General features: G+C 58.9%; 14 protein-coding genes. 4 read left to right on the top strand and 10 right to left on the bottom strand.

Annotated features, from left to right (window positions below):
* Positions 1-147: 147 nt before the first annotated feature.
* From betA to speB, 4 genes are all read right to left on the bottom strand, one after another.
* A complete protein-coding gene (gene betA, locus ACP3TY_RS08035; RefSeq protein ID WP_159815335.1) occupies positions 148-1,836 on the bottom strand; it encodes a choline dehydrogenase in 1,689 nt (562 codons plus the stop codon).
* 2 nt (positions 1,837-1,838) lie between these two features.
* Entirely contained in the window at positions 1,839-3,407 is a 1,569-nt protein-coding gene (locus ACP3TY_RS08030) for a purine-cytosine permease family protein (RefSeq protein ID WP_053121770.1), read from the bottom strand.
* A gap of 108 nt (positions 3,408-3,515) precedes the next feature.
* On the bottom strand, positions 3,516-5,024 hold the full coding sequence (locus ACP3TY_RS08025; RefSeq protein ID WP_426619671.1) for an aldehyde dehydrogenase family protein: 1,509 nt from the start codon (positions 5,022-5,024) through the stop codon (positions 3,516-3,518).
* A gap of 23 nt (positions 5,025-5,047) precedes the next feature.
* Complete coding sequence (gene speB, locus ACP3TY_RS08020; protein ID WP_053121774.1) at positions 5,048-6,046, bottom strand: agmatinase; 999 nt, start codon at positions 6,044-6,046, stop codon at positions 5,048-5,050.
* 151 nt (positions 6,047-6,197) lie between these two features.
* Between speB and ACP3TY_RS08015 the strand changes: the two genes are divergently transcribed.
* The 3 genes from ACP3TY_RS08015 to ACP3TY_RS08005 all read left to right on the top strand — a co-directional run bounded on the left by ACP3TY_RS08015 (position 6,198) and on the right by ACP3TY_RS08005 (position 9,393).
* Positions 6,198-7,118, top strand: coding sequence for a LysR family transcriptional regulator (locus ACP3TY_RS08015; RefSeq protein ID WP_053121776.1), 921 nt, complete (start codon positions 6,198-6,200; stop codon positions 7,116-7,118).
* Between the two features lie 100 nt (positions 7,119-7,218).
* The gene (locus tag ACP3TY_RS08010) at positions 7,219-8,349 is read left to right on the top strand and encodes a carbon-nitrogen hydrolase family protein (RefSeq protein WP_159815340.1); all 1,131 of its coding nucleotides are present in this window, start codon (positions 7,219-7,221) and stop codon (positions 8,347-8,349) included.
* A gap of 3 nt (positions 8,350-8,352) precedes the next feature.
* Positions 8,353-9,393, top strand: a complete 1,041-nt coding sequence (locus tag ACP3TY_RS08005; RefSeq protein ID WP_053121778.1) for an AraC family transcriptional regulator — start codon at positions 8,353-8,355, stop codon at positions 9,391-9,393.
* Positions 9,394-9,777: 384 nt separating this feature from the next.
* Here ACP3TY_RS08005 and ACP3TY_RS08000 read toward each other — a convergent pair whose 3' ends face one another.
* Both ACP3TY_RS08000 and ACP3TY_RS07995 read right to left on the bottom strand, forming a co-directional pair.
* Positions 9,778-10,653: a DUF2242 domain-containing protein gene (locus ACP3TY_RS08000; RefSeq protein ID WP_212545715.1), complete on the bottom strand. Its 876-nt coding sequence runs from the start codon at positions 10,651-10,653 to the stop codon at positions 9,778-9,780.
* Positions 10,654-10,737: 84 nt separating this feature from the next.
* The gene (locus tag ACP3TY_RS07995; protein ID WP_426619670.1) at positions 10,738-11,646 is read right to left on the bottom strand and encodes a LysR family transcriptional regulator; all 909 of its coding nucleotides are present in this window, start codon (positions 11,644-11,646) and stop codon (positions 10,738-10,740) included.
* 118 nt (positions 11,647-11,764) lie between these two features.
* On the opposite strand from ACP3TY_RS07995, the gene ACP3TY_RS07990 reads away from it, so the two are divergent.
* Positions 11,765-12,970 carry an MFS transporter gene (locus ACP3TY_RS07990; RefSeq protein ID WP_426619669.1) on the top strand — a complete coding sequence of 402 codons (1,206 nt, stop codon included), beginning with the start codon at positions 11,765-11,767 and terminating at the stop codon, positions 12,968-12,970.
* A gap of 542 nt (positions 12,971-13,512) precedes the next feature.
* Here ACP3TY_RS07990 and ACP3TY_RS07985 read toward each other — a convergent pair.
* From ACP3TY_RS07985 to clpX, 4 genes are all read right to left on the bottom strand, one after another.
* Entirely contained in the window at positions 13,513-15,369 is a 1,857-nt protein-coding gene (locus ACP3TY_RS07985; RefSeq protein ID WP_282357040.1) for a SurA N-terminal domain-containing protein, read from the bottom strand.
* 230 nt (positions 15,370-15,599) lie between these two features.
* Positions 15,600-15,872: an HU family DNA-binding protein gene (locus tag ACP3TY_RS07980; RefSeq protein ID WP_008077714.1), complete on the bottom strand. Its 273-nt coding sequence runs from the start codon at positions 15,870-15,872 to the stop codon at positions 15,600-15,602.
* Between the two features lie 148 nt (positions 15,873-16,020).
* The gene (gene lon / locus ACP3TY_RS07975; RefSeq protein WP_053121792.1) at positions 16,021-18,417 is read right to left on the bottom strand and encodes an endopeptidase La; all 2,397 of its coding nucleotides are present in this window, start codon (positions 18,415-18,417) and stop codon (positions 16,021-16,023) included.
* 163 nt (positions 18,418-18,580) lie between these two features.
* A complete protein-coding gene (gene clpX, locus ACP3TY_RS07970; RefSeq protein ID WP_053121794.1) occupies positions 18,581-19,864 on the bottom strand; it encodes an ATP-dependent Clp protease ATP-binding subunit ClpX in 1,284 nt (427 codons plus the stop codon).
* Positions 19,865-19,964 lie beyond the last annotated feature (100 nt).

Raw genomic sequence — 19,964 nt, 5'->3', positions numbered from 1 at the left:
ATCACGGAAAAGTTGCGGGAGCTCTGCGTCCCCCGTCAGTCATGTTCGACAGACTAAGAGCCGCACCGTGATCACTCAATGACCGTAACTGACAACTTAATGATCTAAATGCACACCACCTACGTCGGCGCTGGATCACTCGAACAGCTAAACCCGGACATTGCGCCCTGGCAACGATGTGCGCTGGCTGTTCTCCCAATCCTGCACCAGCCCCACCGGCGCCTCTGACGGCGGCAACATCGCCCGCCCGCGCAGCAGATCACTGGCCCGTTCGGCGAGCATGATGGTCGGGGCATTAAGGTTACCGTTCGGCTCGCTCGGGAACACCGACGAATCGATCACGCGCAATCCATCGAGGCCGTGCACGCGCAGTTCGGAGTCCACCACCGCCAGCGCGTCCTCGCCCATTCGACAGGAGCCGCACGGGTGATAGGTGCTTTCGAGGTTTTCGCGGACGAAGGCATCGAGGTCTTCGTCGCTGTTAACCAAAACGCCGGGAGCGATCTCGCTGTCGCGGAAACGATCCATGGCTTTCTGGCCGATGATCTCCCGGGTCAGGCGGATACAGCGGCGAAAACCTTCGCGGTCTTCTTCGCGTTGCAGGTAATTGAACTGGATCTGCGGATGCTCGTACGGATCCGCCGAGCGTGCGCGCACATAGCCGCGACTTTTGGGCTTATTCGGCCCGGTGAGCACCATGAAGCCATGGCCCTTGATCGGCTTGTTGCCGTCGTAACGCATGGCCGCCGGCAGGAAGTGAAACTGAATGTCCGGCCAACGCAAACCCTTGTCCGAACGGATAAACCCGCCAGCCTCGAAATGGTTGGTCGCGCCGAGGCCATCCTTGAACAGCAGCCAGCGCAAACCGATGAGCAATTTGCTCAGCGGATCCATTTTGCTGTTGAGGGTCACCGGTTCCTTGCAACTGAACTGGATGTACACCTCGGCGTGATCCTGCAGGTTTTCACCGACACCGGGCAGATCGTGGCGCACCTCGATGCCGGCCTTGCGCAGCACGTCGGCCGGGCCGATGCCGGAGCGTTGCAGCAGGTGCGGCGAGCCGATTGGCCCGGACGAAACCACTACTTCGCGCCGGCAATAGACCTCATGCGTCTGGCCGTTGTGGTCATAGCTGACGCCGACCGCACGTTTGCCGTCGAGGAGGATCTGCCGGGTCATCGCGTGGGTGATCACGGTGAGGTTCGGGCGCGCCATCGCCGGGCGCAAATAGGCGTTGGCCGTTGAACAGCGCACACCGTTTTTCACGGTCATGTGCATCGCGCCGAAACCTTCCTGCATGTAGCCGTTACAGTCGTCGGTCTTGATGTAACCCGCCTCGGCGCCGGCCTGCACCCACGCGCCGTACAGCGGATTTTTCATGTGGTTGCCGTTGGTGGTGTGCAGCGGCCCGGTTTGCCCGCGATAGTTGTCGCCGCCTGCTTCATAGTGCTCGGCACGTTTGAAATACGGCAGGCAATTGCGGTAGCCCCAGCCTTGCGCACCGAGGGATTCCCACTCGTCAAAATCGCAGGCGTGACCGCGAATGTAGACCAGCCCGTTGATCGATGAAGAACCACCCAGCACCTTTCCACGCGGGCAATGGATGCGCCGTCCGTTGAGGAATGGCTCCGGTTCGGTTTCATAGCGCCAGTTGTATTTTTTGGTGTTCATCGGAATCGAAAAGGCGCTCGGCATCTGGATCACCACACTGCGATCGCTGCCACCGAATTCCAGCACCAGCACCGAGGTGTCCGGGTCTTCGCTCAAGCGGTTGGCCAACACACAACCGGCGGAGCCGGCACCGATGATGATGTAGTCGTATTTTTGCGTAGCCATGCTTATCTCCCGGCCGTCGATGGCTTGATTGCAGGCGACACGCGTCGCGTCAGCGAGTCGCCGGTGGTGTATTGCGGAGAGGTTTTTTCGATCTGGCGGATCACGGTTTCTTCACTCGCCAGATCGATCGAACGGCTGAACCAGTAATACGCCAGCCCCGAAACGATCAGCCCGACCAGCCAGGCGATGTCGATGCTGCCCAGCGCTCTGGCGAGCGGGCCGACATACACCTCGCGCTGCTCAACGCCGTCGTAGATGTAGAAAAACGGGATCATCGCGACAAACCCGATGGCGTACGCGGCGATGCCGCGCAGGCCCCAGCTGCCGTAGATGTTGCCCTTGGGCATGAAGAAGTGCGGGATGGCGTAGCGGCCCTTGCGCACGAAGAAGTAATCGGTGAGGTTGACCGACGTCCAGGGCACCAGGAAGTACAGCATCACCACCAGGTAAATCCCCAGCACCGACAAACCTTTGCCCGTGCTTTGAATACTCAGCGCCACGCCCAATTGCAGGAGGATCACGAAGGTGATCGCCAGCACCCGTGCCTTGCGTGTGGGTTGGATTTTTTTGATCGAGTCGACGCACGTCAGCGTGGTCAGTTTGGCGCTGTAGATGTTCATCGCAATCACCGGCAGGATCGCCAGAATCGTGATCACCACCACGGCCGTGCCAACCAGTGGCGACATCACATTGCCGACCTGTCCGAGCGCCACCAGCACGTCGGTGGAATGCAGGTGATCGGCGAGCCAGCCGCCCACGGAAATCATCCACGCGCCGGACAACGAGGCGCCAACAAACACCACGGCAATCAGCTTGCCGCTGGAGGTGTTCTTCGGCAGATACCGCGAATAGTCCGAGACGTAAGGCGCGTAAGCGATGTTGTAGCTGGCGGCGGCGGCAAACTGCGCGATGAAACCGGTCCAGTTAAACCCCAGTGGCGGTGGCGCGATGTCCCCGGCGGCGAGCACGGGCAGCGGCGCATCCGGCACCCAGCCCATCAGCACGGCCAACGTCACCAGACCGTACAACGGAATCGACAGGCACAACGCCCATTTGAAACTGCGGTGCATCCAGTCATGGCCGAGGATCGCCAGAATCGCCGCCGGGATCGTCACTGCCACGGCAACCAACCATGGCTCGAAACCGAACAGCGTGTGCATGCCCTGCATCATCAACACCAGATTGACGATGTTGAAACCGGCGAACACAAACAGTGTCGCAAGCAGCACCAGAATCACCCCGCGATAACCGAACTGCGCCCGCGACTGGATCATTTGCGGCAACCCAAGGTGCGGGCCTTGCGAGCCATGAAACGCCATGAACAGTGTGCCGAACATGATGCCCAGCGTGCCGGCGAGCGTCGTCCAGAGCGCGGTCAGCCCGACACTCGGGCCAACGAAACCGATGGTCATGGTGAAGAAAGTGAAATTACCCAGAAACCAGAACGGCCCCTGACTCGATAACTTGTCGGTGCGTTCGTTTTCCGGAATGAAATCGATCGAATGACCCTCGACGACAGGTTTGTCGCCGAGGAGTGACACACCAGGAGCGGCTTTGGCTTCTATGTTCATGATGGGCTCTTATTGTTGGAAGATCATGACGAAGTAACGGCATCCTTTCGGGTTGCCCTCCCCCGTGGAGAGGGGTTGTTCAGTGCGTTCTCCTTGAGGCCTGCCGGGTCAGGGCAGCGTGATCCAGACCGCTTTGGTTTCGAGCAGATGGTCGAGTTGCTCGGCGCCGAGATCCTTGCCGAAACCGGACTGTTTGTAGCCACCGAACGGCATCGACGGGTCGAGAGTGCCGTGGGCGTTGACGTAAACCGAACCGGCCCGCAAACGCGGAATCAGGCTGTGCACCTTGCCCAGATCATTGGAATACAGCGCCGCTGCGAGACCGAACGCCGAATCATTGGCCAGCGCCAGCGCTTCTTCGTCATCGTCGAACGGCGCGGTCACCAGCACCGGGCCGAAAATCTCTTCCTGAACAATGCGCATGTCGTTGCGGCAATGGGCAAAAATCGTCGGTTCTACAAAGAAGCCAGGGCCTTCAATCGGTTGGCCGCCATAGACCAGTTCGGCGCCCTCCTGCTTGCCGGTCTCGATGTAATCGCGCACGCGCTGCTGTTGCACGGCCGAGACCAACGGGCCGATAAAACAGTCGGGATCCAGCCCCGGGGCGATCTTCAATGTGCGCGTGTAGGCAATCAGTTCACCGAGGAATTGTTCGTAGACGCTGCGATGCACATAAGCGCGGGTGCCGGCATCGCAGACCTGTCCCGAGTTGAAAAACACGCCATTGGCGACCGCTTGTGCTGCCGCCGGAATGTCCGCATCGGCGAAGACGATTACTGGCGATTTTCCGCCGAGTTCCAGCGTCAGTCGCTTCATTTCGTCGACGGCTGCACGCCCGACCGTACGGCCGACCGGCGTCGAGCCGGTGAAGGTCAATTTGTCGATGCCCGGGTGCGTGGCCATCGCCGCGCCAACCACAGTGCCGCGCCCGCAGACGATGTTAATGACGCCGTCGGGGATCCCGGCTTCCTTCACCAGTTCGGCAAAACGCAACGCCGACAGCGACGTCAGTTCGGCCGGTTTGACCACCACCGTGCAACCTGTGGCCAGCGCCGCGCCGAGTTTCCAGGCCATGGTTTGCAGCGGGAAATTCCACGGCACGATTGCGCCGACCACGCCCACCGCTTCTTTGCGCGTGTACGCCAGATAGTTGCCGGGCAGTGAAGGCTCGACCGTACGCCCGTGAAGTTTGGTCGCCCACCCGGCGAAGTAGCGCAGGGTGTCGACGGTGCCCTGAATATCGACGTCCTTGGCGAAGGCCACGGACTTGCCCATGTCGATCGATTCGATTTCTGCCAGCTCGACGGCGTTCTGTTCAATAAGATCTGCCAGACGCTGAATCAAGCGTTCGCGTTCTGCCGGTTTTGCCTGGCGCCACGCACCGCCGTCGAACTGTGCGCGCGCCGCTTGCACCGCGCGATCGAGATCTTCGACGGTGCCCATCGGAATCCGCGTGATCAGGCCGGCGGTCGATGGTTCGATGACATCAGCGGTTTGCCCGTCGCTGGCATCGACAAACGCGCCACCGATAAACAACTTCTGCGCCTTGCCGAGGAAGGTTTGCGTTGCTTCGGATACTCCGAATTTCTGCAGGTACTGCTTGACGATCGTGTCCATGTTTATTCTCTCTGCCGGACGGCTCAGGCGGGGGTGGCAACGCTGTCGGCGGCGCGCACTTTGGCCCGTTCGTGGAAGATGAAACCGATGCTGTTCAGCAACAGTTGCGCGGCCAGAATCGAGGTCATGCCGGTCGGGTCATACACCGGCGCCACTTCCACCAGATCCATGCCGACGATGTTGCCCTGACTGCGTTTGGCCAGCGCCTGAATGATTTCCAGCACTTCGTAATAGAGGAATCCGCCGTGGCTCGGCGTGCCGGTGCCGGGCGCGATGGACGGGTCGAAACCGTCGATGTCGATGGTGATGTAGTAGTTGATGTTCTGCGGGATCAGCGCCAACACGCCTTCCACCCCGAGGCGGCGTACATCGCGCACCGAGAGGATCTTCGAACCCGCCGCATGGGCTGCTTCGTAGTCATCACGATTGGACGAGGAAACGTTGCGGATGCCCATTTGGGTCATACCGACAATGTGGTTCATTTCCGAGGCGCGGCGCAGCGGGTTGCCGTGGCCATAACGAACGCCGTGGCGCTCATCGACGAAGTCCAGGTGCGCATCGAAGTGAATGATGTGAATCGGCCCGCGTCCCTCGAATGCCTTGATCACCGGCGCGTGCACCGAGTGATCGCCGCCAAGCACCACCGGCATGACACCGGCATCGAGGATCTTGCGCACCGCGTATTCGGTGTTGAGATTGCTGGTGACCATATCGGTGTGGACGATGTCGGCATCACCGACGTCGACCATGCGCACGTCGGCGGCGGTCAGGTACATCACGTCATCTTCGTGATCGTAGGCACCGGCGTGACCGAAGGAGAACAGCGTCGACGCCTCGCGAATACCGCGCGGCCCGAAACGTGCGCCGGAGCGCCATTGGGTGCCCATATCGTTGGGCACGCCGAGCACCGCGACATCGGCATCGAGCGCATCCCAGTCGGTGCACACCGGTGATTTGCCGAAGGTGCAATGCCCCACGAAAGGCAGGTTCAGGCGCCCGGATTCATAACCGTTATTGGACATTTCAAGCCTCTCCACTTGTTGTTATCGGCTCGGCGGACTGCAAGGCGACCGTCGTTGCAGTGACTATGGGCGCAGGTTTTCGTGGAAAAAATGCCAAACATCAGATACTCATATCGGCATTACCGATGCATCCACACGCGGGAGGTTCCAGGTGATTCAGCTGCACGATGTCGATTTGAAGTTGCTCAGGGTGTTTGCCACGATTGTTCGTTGCGGCGGCTTTTCCGCAGCGCAGGCAGCATTGAATGCCGGCCAGTCGACCATCAGCGAACAGATGTCGCACCTGGAAACCCGCCTCGGCGTAAAGCTCTGTCAGCGCGGGCGCGGCGGTTTTCGCCTGACCGAGCAAGGCGTGGCTATTCATGAAGCGACCCAGCGCCTGTTGTCGGCAGTGGAGAATTTCTGCATGGACGCCGATGTGCTCAAGCAGCACATCAGCGGCAAGCTCAACCTCGGCATCATCGACACCACCATCACCGACCCCGACTCGCCGCTGCCACGTACGACTCAGCGTTTCGTTTCTCGCGGCCATGACGTGCATCTCAATGTGTACGTCGGCACCCCCGCCGAACTCGAAGAACGCGTGCTCGACGGCAGACTGCATTTGGCCATCGGCCATTTCCCGATCCACGTGCCGGGCCTGCTGCACACGCCGCTGTATCAGGAAGCGCTGGGCTTGTATTGCGGGCGCCGGCATCCGCTGTATGGCAGCCAGGCCGAAGGGGCTGAACTGCTCGAGGCGATTACCGAGAGTCGCATTGTCGTGCGCGGTTACATGCAGCAATACGATCTTGAGCATCTCGGCGTGAGCAAAGCGGCGGCCACGGTGGATAACATCGAGGCGCTGGCGATCCTGCTGATCTCCGGTGCCTACCTGGGCTTCCTGCCGGCCCATTTCGCCCGACAATGGGTCAAGACCGGCGAGATGCACCAATTGGCCCCGGACAGCCTGCAACTGGTCTCGCCGTTCGACGTGATCACCCGGCGCGGCATCGCGCCGCCGCCCATTCTCGAAGCGTTTCTCGAGGATCTGGCAGCCTGTTCGCACCACGCCGTCGGCGCTCTGCAATGAGTGTCAGGCGCAGGCATGGCCCCGTGCCTGCGCCCTCGCCCGGCACTATTGAGGTATCATCGACCCGCGTCACACCATGCACCCGGTTCTGTTGGAATTCATGCGCAAACTTCTGTACCTGACATTTTCCATGGCCCTCGTGGCCGTCCTTGCTTCCTACGCCATGTGGGCGGCAGACCGCCCGGCGGGACATTACCTGTCGGATCTGCGAATCAAACTCGCGGTCGATCAAGGCACACCCGCCGACCGTGGCAATCTCTTGGGCATCCAGCCCGAACTCTACCCCACCGACTATCAAAGCCCCGAGCGCCTGCACCGCAAGCTCGCGGCGTATCTGCAGCAAGCGCAGGATCAGGGCTTGTTGAATGACAAGACAATCGTCGTATTGCCCGAGCACGTCGGCACCTGGCTGATGATCAGCGGCGAAAAAGACGAGCTGTATCAGGCGCCCACGCTCACCGAAGCGATGAACTGGCTGGCGGCGAGCAATCCGTTGTTGTTTGCCCGTGCGTGGCTGACGGCCAAGGGCAGCAACCGACTGAACGACGCGCATCTGCGCATGAAGTCCAAGTCGATGGCCAAGGATTACCAGGCGCTGTTCGGCGGTCTGGCCAAGGAATTTCATGTGACGCTGGTGGCCGGCTCCATCGTGCTGCCCGAGCCGAGTATTCGTGACGGTCAACTCAAACCCGGCAGCGGCGCCCTGTTCAACAGCAGCGTGGTGTTTGGTCGTGACGGCGTGCCGCTCGGCCAGCCACAACGGCAGATGCACCCGATCTTCGATCAACGTGATGTGCTTGAAGGCGAAGATCAACACGCCATCAACGTCGTCGACACCCCGGCCGGGCGCCTCGGCATCCTGATTGGCAGCGACAGCTGGTATCCGGACAACTACCGCAAGCTCGACGCGCAAGGCGCGCAACTGGTGGCGGTGCCGGCGTTTGTCGTCGGGCACAACGTGTGGGATCAACCGTGGGGCGGCTACAAGGGTTCGAGTACACCCAGCTCAGTTAGCCTCAAACCCGGCGAAGTCAGCGAAGGCCAGGCCTGGCATCGCCTGACCCTCACCGCGCAACCGCCCGCCAACAACGCGCTGGCCGGCATGAGCGTGTTCCTGCGCGGGCAGTTCTGGGACAAGTTGAGTTCGGGGCAGAGCTTCCTCAGCAGCAACGGCCAACAGTTCGCCGATGGCGAGGCCCGTGGCGCGCGTTTGCTGAACGTCTGGTTGTAAGCCATGAAACCGCAGCCGATGCGTCTGGGCGATTTATCGGTGGGTTTCGTGCACAGCCTCGCCGATGCCGTGCGCAGTCATGACGCCGATCCGCTGCCCTTGCTCGAGCAGTACGGTCTGGATGCTGCGCGATTGGCCGAGGCTGGCGCGCGGTTATCGATTCCGCGCTACATGCGTTTGGGCCATGCGGCGATTCAACTGACCGGTGATGCGGCGTTGGGTTTGCGTATGGGCCAGCTCAGTCGCTTGAGTCAGGCCGGATTGGCTGGCGTCACCGCCGCACAAGCGCCGACCGTGCGTGAAGCGGCGCGTTGCCTGATTCGTTTCGAACCGCTGTACGGCTCCAACTATCGTGGCCAATCGAGTTTTCACGAAGACGCGAATGGCGCGTGGCTGCGTTTCTATTCAATCAGTCCGTACAACGCCTACAACCGTTTTGTGGTGGATTCGATTATCGCTGGATGGCTGCATCAGCTCGCCAGTGTCAGCCGTGAACCGCTGCGCGCCGAGCGCATCGAGATCGAGTTCGACGCGCCGGATTACCGCGACGCTTACAGCGTGCTGGGTGAATGCCCGATTCAGTTCGGTGCCGAGCGTAATCAATTGCGCCTCAGCTTGACCAGCCTCGCCCAACGTAACCCCGAACACTGCCCGAGCACTTGGCGGCACTTGCTGCAATTGTGTGAGCGAGAACTGGAACAACTGACCCGCACCCGCAGCCTGCGTGAACGCATCACGCAGTTGTTGGGGCCATTGTTGAATGGTGGCCGGGAACCCGACCTGGAAGAAGTGGCGGCGCGCCTGAAACTGCCGACCTGGACATTGCGGCGCAAACTGACCGAGGAAGGCACGCAGTTTCGCGCGATCCTCAACGACACTCGCCGTGATCTGGCAATGACGTACATCCGCGACACGGAACTGGCGTTCGGTGAGATCGCCTACCTGCTGGGGTTTGCCTCAGCCGAGGCTTTTCAGCGTGCATTCAAACGCTGGAGCGGCCAGACACCGGGCGAATTCCGCCGCAGTCACCGTAAAACCGCGTGACGCTTACAGCTCGGTAGCGTCTTCAGCAGGTTCAGGCTGATCCAGTTCGTAGGCGTGAAATTCGAGCAGCTCTTCTTGATAGTCATCCATCGCGTAATCCCCCTACTGCTCTCTGAAAAATGGCCTGATCAATCGACCCGTGCCCCGAGCATAAAGTGCCCGTGTGAAGGAAAAATGAAACGCGCCCTTCATGGATAAAACGTAGCAGCAGGTCAGGAATTTATCGCGGGATTATTGTCAGCGGAATGTAACGAAATCTTATGCCACCCAAAAACCACTGTGGGAGCGAGCCTGCTCGCGAAAGCGGAGTGTCATTCAACATAAAAGCTGGCTGACAGATTGCATTCGCGGGCAAGCCTTGCTCCTACAGAAGTTCGGGCTGGATTACTGGCCGGAGGCTGGCATCGCCGGGATTGGCTCGGACGGCGGCGGGATGTCTGTTGGATTGGCCGGTGGCGTGATCACTTCCGGTGTTGGCGCGGGTTCTGCGACTGGAGCCGGGGTGATTGGCGCGGACTCCGCAGGTGGGGCAACAGGTTCAGAGCTGACCGGGGCAACTTCGGCTGGTGCCGGGGCCGGTTCTGCAGCAGGTGCAGGCGTCGCAACCGGAGCAGGAGTCGGGGCTGGAGCGGTTTCTGCCGCCGGCACCGGTGCCAATGGCGCAGCTACAGGTTTCGGCTCAGGTACGCCGAGATCAGCCTTCGGCTTCTCTTCGATGTGCGCCGCTTTCTTCGCATCCGCCGGCAGGAACTGCTCGACCAAGGTGAAGAAACGCTCGTAGAACTTCTGCGAAATCACTGTCTCGCTGGCGACTTTCACCATCGAGTCGTCCGACGAGCCGATCGGCATCGACACCGAGCCCAACACGCCAACACCGAGGCTGGCCGAGTTGTTGGTCTTCTTCAGCGCATAGCGATCCTGCAGGGCGTTGGCGAACATTGTCGCGTGATGCTTGCCGCTGCTGTCTTCGGCGCAGACCACGTTGAAGCTGATCTCCAAGTGCGTATCGCCGGTCTGCTGGAAGCTCTTGTGGCCACTGACCAGTTTCGGGTCGCTGCTGGTGATGATGTAACCCTGGCTGAGCAACGCACGCCGTGCGGCTTCGCAACTGGCGGTGTCGGCGACCGGGTAATTACGCGAAAACATGCCGGAATCGTCGAAATTCTCATGCTCATACATCGGCTTGTCTTTCGAACAGCCGGCGACAGCAGCCACCAACAACGCCAAACCGACAACACGCAAGGGAGTGGAAATCAACATTAAACATCCTGGGGGAAAACAGTCCGGGGCGTATTGTGCAACAGATCGCTGACCCGCGCCGTATGGATTAGTGTCTTGAAACAGTTACAACTCTATCCGACCTTCATTTACCGGAAAAAGTCGCAACGCCAAATGATCGATGAAAACCCGCAACTTCGCGGTGGCGTGGCGACTCGACGGCCACAACACCCAGAACTGCCCGACATGTTGCAGATGCGTATCCAGCACCCGATGCAGCAATCCTTCTGATTCCGCGTCGCGGGTCATGAAATCCGGCAGGCAGGCAATGCCCATCCCCGCCAGCGCCGCGTGGCTCACCGCCTCAATGGACGTACTCACCAGCCGGGTCGGCAATTTCGGCTCATCCGCACCCTCCTCACGCCGTAGCGGCCACGGCTCGAGTTTGCCAGTGGCGTGAAAGATGTGACGCAAACAGGCGTGATCGGCCAGATCGGCAGGACGTTGCGGCGTACCCCGCTGCTGCAGATAAGCGGGACTGGCAACTAGTACCATCCGAAATTCGCCCAACGGCCGCGCCATCAACCGCGAGTCACGCGGTTTGCCGGTACGGATCACGGCATCGAAACCCTCTTCAACCACGTCGACCATGCGATCGGTCAAATCCAGATCCAGTTCAATCTGCGGGTACAGGGTCATGAACTCAGTCATCACCGGCATCACCAGACCCAACACCTGCGGCACGCTGATACGCAATTTTCCCTGCGGTTGCGCAGCGGCATCACACAGTTCGAACTCTGCAGCCTCAACATCCGCCAGAATTTTACGGCAACGCTGTAGGAACAATGCTCCCTCGCTGGTCAGCGTGATACTGCGCGTGGTGCGATGAAACAAGCGCACCCCCAGCCGCGCCTCCAGACGTGCAATGCTTTTACCAACCGCCGACGAAGACACCCCGGTCAACCGCCCCGCCTCAGTAAAACTGCGCGTCTCCGCGACCTGAATAAACACCGCAATATTGCCAAGGCGATCCATACACCCTCCCGATTCAAGACATCCGTGTCCGATATATTCGGAACCTTAACCTGTTTTTCGCCAAGTCGCAGCGCCCTACCCTGTGCACTCGTTGACCTTTGCCCACGGATGAATGCTCATGAACGACGCACAACTCACCTGCCGCACACTTGAGGCTTCGCTCCAGCAACGCGAACGCTTACCCCTCGGCGCCCTGCTGGCCCTAGCCACCGCCGGGTTCATCACCGTCATGACCGAAGCCCTGCCCGCCGGCCTGCTGCCGCAAATGAGCAGCGGCTTGAACGTCTCCCAGGCACTGATCGGACAACTGGTGACGATGTACGCCATCGGCTCAATACTCGCCGCCATTCCACTAACCCTCGCCACCCGTAGCTGGCGCCGACGCCCTCTTCTACTGTCCGCCATCGGCGGCTTCGCCATCGCCAACAGCATTACCGCCCTTTCGGAGCTGTACTGGCTAACCCTGATCGCACGCCTGATTGCCGGCATATTCGCCGGCCTGCTCTGGGCACTACTCGCCGGCTACGCCAGCCGCATGGTCGCCCCCCATCTGCAAGGCCGCGCCATCACCGTCGCTATGCTCGGCGCTCCCATCGCGCTGTCCCTGGGCATCCCGGCCGGCACCCTGCTCGGCACCTTGATCGGCTGGCGCCTGAGCTTCGCCATCATGACCGCCCTGACCGTGCTGCTAGTGATCTGGGTACGCTGGCAAGTCCCCGACTTCGCGGGAGAACCCGAAGGAAAACGTCTGCCACTGCGTAAGGTATTTACCCTCCCGGGCGTACGACCGGTGCTGTTCGTGACCTTGACCTACGTCGTCGCACACAACCTGCTCTACACCTACATCGCCCCGTTCTTACAACCGTCCGGACTCGATACCTCAGTTGACCGCGTGCTGCTGGTGTTCGGCCTGCCGTCGGTGCTGAGCTTGTGGATCGTCGGTAGCCTGATTGATCGCTGGCTACGCGAATTGGTACTGATCAGCGCAGCACTGTTCATGCTGTCGGCGATTGCGTTGGGTTTGTGGCGCGAGTCCGCCGGCGTGATCTATATCGCTACGGCAGTTTGGGGCCTCGCATTTGGTGCGATGCCTTCGCTGCTGCAAACAGCCTCGGCGAAAACGGCGAAGGATGCTGCGGATACTGCGCAATCGATGTTGGTGACGTTGTGGAATGTCGGAATTGCGGGCGGTGGATTGGCTGGGGGTTTGTTGCTGGATAATTTAGGGGTTGGGGTGTTTCCATGGATTGTGGTCGCGTTGTTGCTGATGAGTCTGTGTGCGACGGTGACAGCGAGAACCCATGGGTTTCCGCGAACCAGATAAGGGTGAACACAGGCATTTAGACTTTGGCTGGCTGACAGGTTGCCTTCGCTAGCAGGCCAGCTCCCCACAGGGATTGAGTACAAGGCCGCCTTCGCGAGCAAGCTCTGCTCCTACACAAGCAAGATCAAAAGATCGCAGCCTTCGGCAGCTCCTACATGAAATCGCGGCGAACCCAAGCCAACCATTAGGCCGAGTGTCAGCTCGCCTGCTTTTGATCTTGATCTTAGAGCCCGTCGGGAGGCTGAGTGGAGGGATTCATACGGGGAAAGCATCGAGAGGAGGTGCAGCGAAGCAAACCGTAGGCGATGCCCCCGGATGAACCCGGAGCGAAGGAACCCGAGCCTTAGCGAGGGCCGGACGTCAGGGCGCAGACCTTTGGTTCCTTTGGGCTGGGCCGGCACTCCGGCGTTTGCCAAAGGGACTCGCCGTAAGGGCGAAACCATAAGCGGCCGCCCCACATAAAACGGATATACACCCACCCCCCCCAACCAAAAAAAAAGCCCCAACTCACGTCAGGGCTTTCTCCAAAACTCAGTCAACGATCAAAACCGCTTGATCTCAGCCTGAGCTTCCAACTGCTTACGATACGCCGCAAAGTCCTGCTGACCTTCACGCGACGCCAGGAAGCGACGGTACTGCGCCTTCTCTTCATCCGTCGGTGCAGCCGCTTCATTCACGCCATTCAGACGCACAATCATCAAACTACCGTCCGGCAGCGTCACACTGCTAAACGTAGGCTTGTCCTTGGCAGCCGGCTTCGGCATACGGAACAACGCCTGCAGAACCGCCGGATCAACACCTTCCTGCGCACGAGTGGCCGCTTGGGTGACTTTCCAGTTCTGCGCATCAACCGCTTTGCCTTCACGCAGATCAGCAATCAGCTTCTCGGCCTGAGTCTTGGCAGCCGCGCTGGCATGCTCTTTGGTCAGTTGAGCGCGGATCGCCACGTTCACGCTTTCCAGAGGCAATTGCGCAGGCTTCAAGTGTTCCTTGGCACGTAACACAACCACGGTGTCCGGATCCAGCTCGATGGCGGTGCTGTTGGCGCCTTCATCAATCACTTCAGTGCTGAACGCGGCGGTGACGACGGCACGGTTGGCCGCCAGACCTTCGCCACCTTCACGGCCAAACGGCTTGGAGGTGTGCACCGTCAGTTTCAGATCCGCCGCTGGCTGGGCCAGGTCGGAAGCTTCGAACGCGGAGTCTTCCAGTTGCTTGGTCGCCTCGACGAAACGCTGCTCAACCTGCGCGGCTTTCAGATCGCGGGTCAGCTTGTCTTTCAGGCTGGCCAGGGTTGGCACTTCTGGCGCTTCAACACCCAGCAGCTTGATCAGGTGGTAGCCGAAATCGGTGCGAACCGGCTCGGAGACTTGATCCTTGTTCAGCGAGTACAGGGCTTTTTCGAAGGCTGGGTCGTAGACGCCAGGACCTGCGAAACCGAGGTCACCGCCATTGTTGGCCGAACCCGGATCCTGCGAGAACTCCTTGGCCAGCGCTTCGAATTTCTCGCCCTTGGCCAAACGCGCCTGGACGTCTTCGATCTTCGCTTTAGCCTGAGCTTCAGTAGTCTTGTCGTTCACTTCGATCAGGATGTGCGCTGCACGACGCTGTTCCGACAGGTTGGCGATATCTTTCTGATACGCCGCCTGCAGGTCTTCATCTTTCACGGTGACCTGGTCGAAGAACGAAGCCTTCTTCAGCTCAACGTAATCGACAATCACCTGATCCGGAGTCATGAACTCTTTGGCGTGTTCGTCGTAGTAAGCCTTGACCTCATCGTCGGTCAGCTTGACCGAGGCTGGGTCGGCTTTGACGCTCAGGGTCGCGAAATCGCGGGTCTGTTTTTCCAGACGGGCAAAGGCCAACACTTCAGCGTCGGTGACGAAACCGCTGCCGCCGATGCCGGCACGCAGTTGGCCGATCAGCATTTCCTGAGCCAGCATCTGGCGGAATTGCATACGGCTATAGCCCAGTTGACGGATCACTTGGTCGAAACGATCGGAGCTGAACTTGCCGTCCACCTGGAATTCAGGGGTTTGCAGGATCACCTGATCCAGAGCGCCTTCGGAGAAAGCGAACTTCGATTGTTCTGCGCCTTGCAGCAGCAGCTTGCGATCAATCAAACCCTTGAGGGCCGATTCGCGAAGCATTTTTTCATCGAGCAGCGAAGCGTCGAAATCTTTGCCCAGCTGTTGCATCAGCTGACGGCGTTGCATATCAACCGCCTGGCTTAGCTCGTTCTGGCTGATCTCTTCACCATTGACCTGGGCCGCCTCGTTCTTGTGAGTCGTGGCCTGGAAAATGGCGTCGAAACCGGTCAAAGCCATCAGCAAAATGATGGCCCCGATAATGGTCTTGGCAATCCAGCCTTGTGAATTGTCCCTGATATTCTGCAGCATGCGTCCCCCAGAAACGGTTGAACTTCAAATTAGGCAACCGTGGAGCGTGGGTAGAATCCGGATAGAAGAAAGGCGCATCCGAGGATGCGCCTTCTCGTAACTGGCGGAGCGGACAGGGCTCGAACCCTCGATCCCGGCGTTACAGGCGCCTGTTTCAGCGACCTGCTCTACCGCTCCGCTGCCAAGTCAGGGATGACCCCGACCCGGATGGGTAAAAACTTGTAACGAACTTAGTTAACCGCTTCTTTCAGTGCTTTACCGGCTTTGAAGCCTGGTTTTTTAGCAGCAGCGATTTGCAGCGTCTTGCCGGTCTGTGGGTTACGACCAACGCGAGCTGGACGATCAGTCACGGAGAACGTACCGAAACCAACCAGAACAACGGAGTCGCCAGCCTTGAGAGCGCCAGTGACGGATTCGATTACAGCGTCCAGCGCACGGCCAGCAGCAGCTTTCGGGATATCAGCGGATGCAGCGATAGCATCAATCAGTTCCGACTTGTTCACTCTAAGTCCCCTTATATCTATTTTGAGATGATTCTAAGTTTTTTGGTGAAAGCAAAAACGAGTGCTGAATGGCCTACAGACACTTAAGAGCCGCTTTATAACAAGGGCTCTAAAAAGCTGTCAAGGAAGCCACCCAGGCAAAAGCATACTAATGCGTGCTAATTCTTTCCTTAGCATCAGACTCACGTTTTTCATCCTTGGCAACTATCTCCGGAGCCACATCCGGCAAGGGCTCCGGCGCGTATTGCAGCGCAATTTGCAGGACCTCGTCAATCCATTTAACCGGTTTAATCTGCAGATCCTGCTTGATGTTGTCCGGAATCTCCTTGAGATCACGTACGTTTTCTTCAGGAATAATCACAACCTTGATTCCACCGCGGTGTGCCGCGAGTAGTTTTTCCTTCAGACCACCAATTGCCAGCACTTGACCGCGCAAGGTGATTTCACCGGTCATGGCGACATCAGCGCGCACCGGAATGCCGGTCAATGCCGACACCAGGGCCGTGCACATGCCTACACCGGCGCTAGGACCGTCTTTCGGGGTCGCGCCTTCCGGCATGTGAATGTGCGTGTCGCGCTTCTCGTGGAAGTCCACAGGAATGCCCAGGCTCTTGGCACGGCTGCGCACGACGGTCAGGGCTGCGGTGATCGATTCGACCATCACATCACCCAGCGAACCGGTCTTGATCAGTTGACCTTTACCCGGCACGACAGCGGCTTCGATGGTCAGCAACTCGCCGCCAACCTGAGTCCAGGCAAGGCCGGTCACTTGACCGATCTGATCCTGTTGCTCAGCCAGACCGTAACGGAATTTACGTACGCCGAGGAAGTGTTCCAGCAAGTCAGCTGTCACTTTTACCGAGAAGCGTTTTTCCAGCGCGTGCTCTTTCACAGCCTTGCGGCAGACCTTGGCGATCTGACGTTCGAGGCCACGCACACCGGCTTCGCGGGTGTAGTAACGGATGATGTCGCGGATCGCTTCTTCATCAAATTCAATCTCGCCCTTCTTCAGACCGTTAGCGGTGATCTGTTTTGGCGAGAGATATTTGACGGCAATGTTGATCTTCTCGTCTTCGGTGTAGCCCGGCAGACGGATGACTTCCATGCGGTCAAGCAGCGCCGGCGGGATGTTCATCGAGTTCGAGGTGCACAGGAACATCACATCCGAGAGGTCGTAATCGACTTCCAGATAGTGATCGTTGAAGTTGTGGTTTTGCTCTGGATCGAGCACTTCCAGCAACGCCGACGCCGGATCGCCACGCATGTCGCTGCCCATTTTGTCGATTTCATCGAGCAGGAACAGCGGGTTGCGAACGCCCACTTTTGTCATCTTTTGAATCAATCTTCCCGGCATCGAACCGATGTAAGTCCGGCGGTGACCACGAATTTCCGCTTCATCCCGCACACCACCGAGGGCCATGCGCACGAATTTACGGTTGGTGGCGTGAGCGATCGACTCGGCCAGCGAGGTTTTACCCACGCCCGGAGGACCGACCAGGCACAACACCGGGCCACGAATTTTTTTCACACGTTTTTGCACGGCGAGGTATTCAAGGATGCGTTCCTTGACCTCTTCGAGGCCGTAGTGGTCGGCGTCGAGAATGTCTTCAGCGCGCGCCAGATCAAGGCGTACCTTGCTCTGTGCCTTCCACGGCACCTGCACCAGCCAGTCGATGTACGAGCGCACCACGGTGGCCTCAGCGGACATCGGCGACATTTGCTTGAGCTTGTTCAGCTCGGCCGTGGCTTTGGCCAACGCGTCTTTCGGCAGACCGGCAGCGTCGATTCGCTTTTTCAGGTCTTCGATTTCGTTGTGGCCTTCGTCGCTGTCGCCGAGTTCTTTCTGAATGGCCTTCATCTGCTCATTCAGGTAGTACTCGCGCTGACTGCGCTCCATTTGCTTTTTGACGCGGCCACGAATGCGTTTTTCGACTTGCAGCAGATCGATCTCGGCATCCAGCAGCGCCAGAACGTGCTCGACCCGGGCCGACAAATCGATGATTTCGAGGATTTCCTGCTTCTGCTCGATTTTCAGCGCCATGTGCGCGGCCATGGTGTCGACCAGACGACCCGGCTCATCGATGCTGTTGAGCGACGACAGGACTTCAGCCGGGACTTTTTTGCCCAACTGCACATATTGTTCGAACTGCGACAGCAGCGTGCGCACGAACACTTCGGATTCGCGCTCGGCAGCGTCGACTTCTTCAATCAGCGAGACTTCAGCGCGGCAGTGGCCGTCAACTTCGCTGAAACGCTCAACAGTACCGCGCTGTTCACCTTCGACCAGCACTTTGACAGTGCCGTCAGGCAGCTTGAGCAGTTGCAGAACGGTAGCGATGGTACCTACGCGATAGAGAGCGTCTTCACCGGGATCGTCGTCAGCCGGGTTTCTCTGGGCCAGCAGCAGGATCTGCTTGTCGCCCGTCATCGCGGCCTCGAGGGCTTCGATGGATTTCTCGCGCCCCACGAACAGTGGGATAACCATGTGCGGATAAACCACGACATCACGCAATGGCAGGAGAGGCAATTCGATGGTTGTCTTCATGATTTCGCCTCTACGGCGGCCATATGGCCGTAATCAGATGGAATTGAGCTTGAAACCAAGATGGGGGCTGCCTTGAAAAAAAACAAGCGCAAAGCGGATGTAAAAAATGCCATAAAAAAAAAGAGGCCCGAAGGCCCCTTCTTTGTTGCGGCAGGGTGGACGCTTACGCGTCCGGTGCTGCCTTGGCTGCCGGCTCACTGTTTTCGTAGATATACAGTGGCTTGGACTTGCCTTCGATCACGCTTTCATCGATCACGACTTTGCTCACCTCAGACTGCGAGGGGATTTCATACATCGTGTCGAGCAATACACCTTCGAGAATCGAGCGCAGGCCACGAGCACCGGTCTTGCGTTCCAAGGCACGTTTGGCGACGGATTTCAGCGCGTCAGCACGGAATTCCAGATCGACGCCTTCCATCTCGAACAGCTTGGCATACTGTTTGGTCAGAGCATTTTTCGGCTCGGTGAGGATCTGCATCAGCGCAGCCTCGTCGAGCTCGTCCAGCGTCGCAAGTACCGGCAGACGACCGACGAATTCCGGGATCAGACCGAACTTGACCAGATCGTCAGGCTCGACTTCACGCAGGGATTCACCGACTTTCTTGCCTTCTTCCTTGCTGCGCACTTCTGCGTTGAAACCGATGCCGCCTTTGGTGGAACGGTTTTGAATAACCTTTTCCAGACCCGAGAACGCACCACCACAGATGAACAGGATGTTACGGGTGTCGACCTGCAGGAATTCCTGCTGCGGATGCTTGCGGCCACCTTGCGGCGGTACGGAAGCGACCGTGCCTTCGATCAACTTGAGCAAGGCCTGCTGCACGCCTTCACCGGAAACGTCCCGGGTGATCGACGGGTTGTCGGACTTGCGCGAAATCTTGTCGATTTCATCGATGTAGACAATACCCATCTGGGCTTTCTCTACGTCGTAATCGCACTTCTGCAGCAGCTTCTGAATGATGTTCTCGACGTCTTCACCTACATAACCCGCCTCGGTGAGGGTGGTTGCGTCGGCGATGGTGAACGGAACGTTCAGCAAGCGGGCCAGTGTTTCGGCCAGCAGGGTTTTACCGGAGCCTGTCGGGCCGATCAGCAGGATGTTGCTCTTGCCGAGTTCGACGTCGTCAGCCTTTTTGTCACGCTGGTTAAGGCGCTTGTAGTGGTTGTACACCGCTACGGCCAGAACCTTTTTCGCACGCTCCTGACCAATGACGTATTGATCAAGGATGCCGCTGATTTCTTTAGGCGAAGGCAATTTATGCGCGCTGCTCTCGGCCTGTGCTTCCTGCACCTCCTCGCGGATGATGTCATTGCACAGGTCGACGCACTCGTCGCAGATAAAGACCGAGGGGCCGGCAATCAATTTGCGCACTTCATGCTGGCTTTTGCCACAGAAGGAGCAATAGAGCAGCTTGCCGTTGTCCTCGCCGTTGCGGGTGTCAGTCATTCGTTCGATCCAAATCCGATAGGCTTGCAACACAAGATGAAGGCTATTGCGGGCTTTTTCAAGCCCGCTGGCGAACAGACTCGCCGACCAAGCCTATTTT

Origin of the sequence: Pseudomonas rustica, from assembly GCF_049959085.1 — a bacterium.
GTDB lineage: Bacteria > Pseudomonadota > Gammaproteobacteria > Pseudomonadales > Pseudomonadaceae > Aquipseudomonas > Aquipseudomonas rustica.
This window is presented reverse-complemented; position numbering and strand designations above follow the sequence as displayed.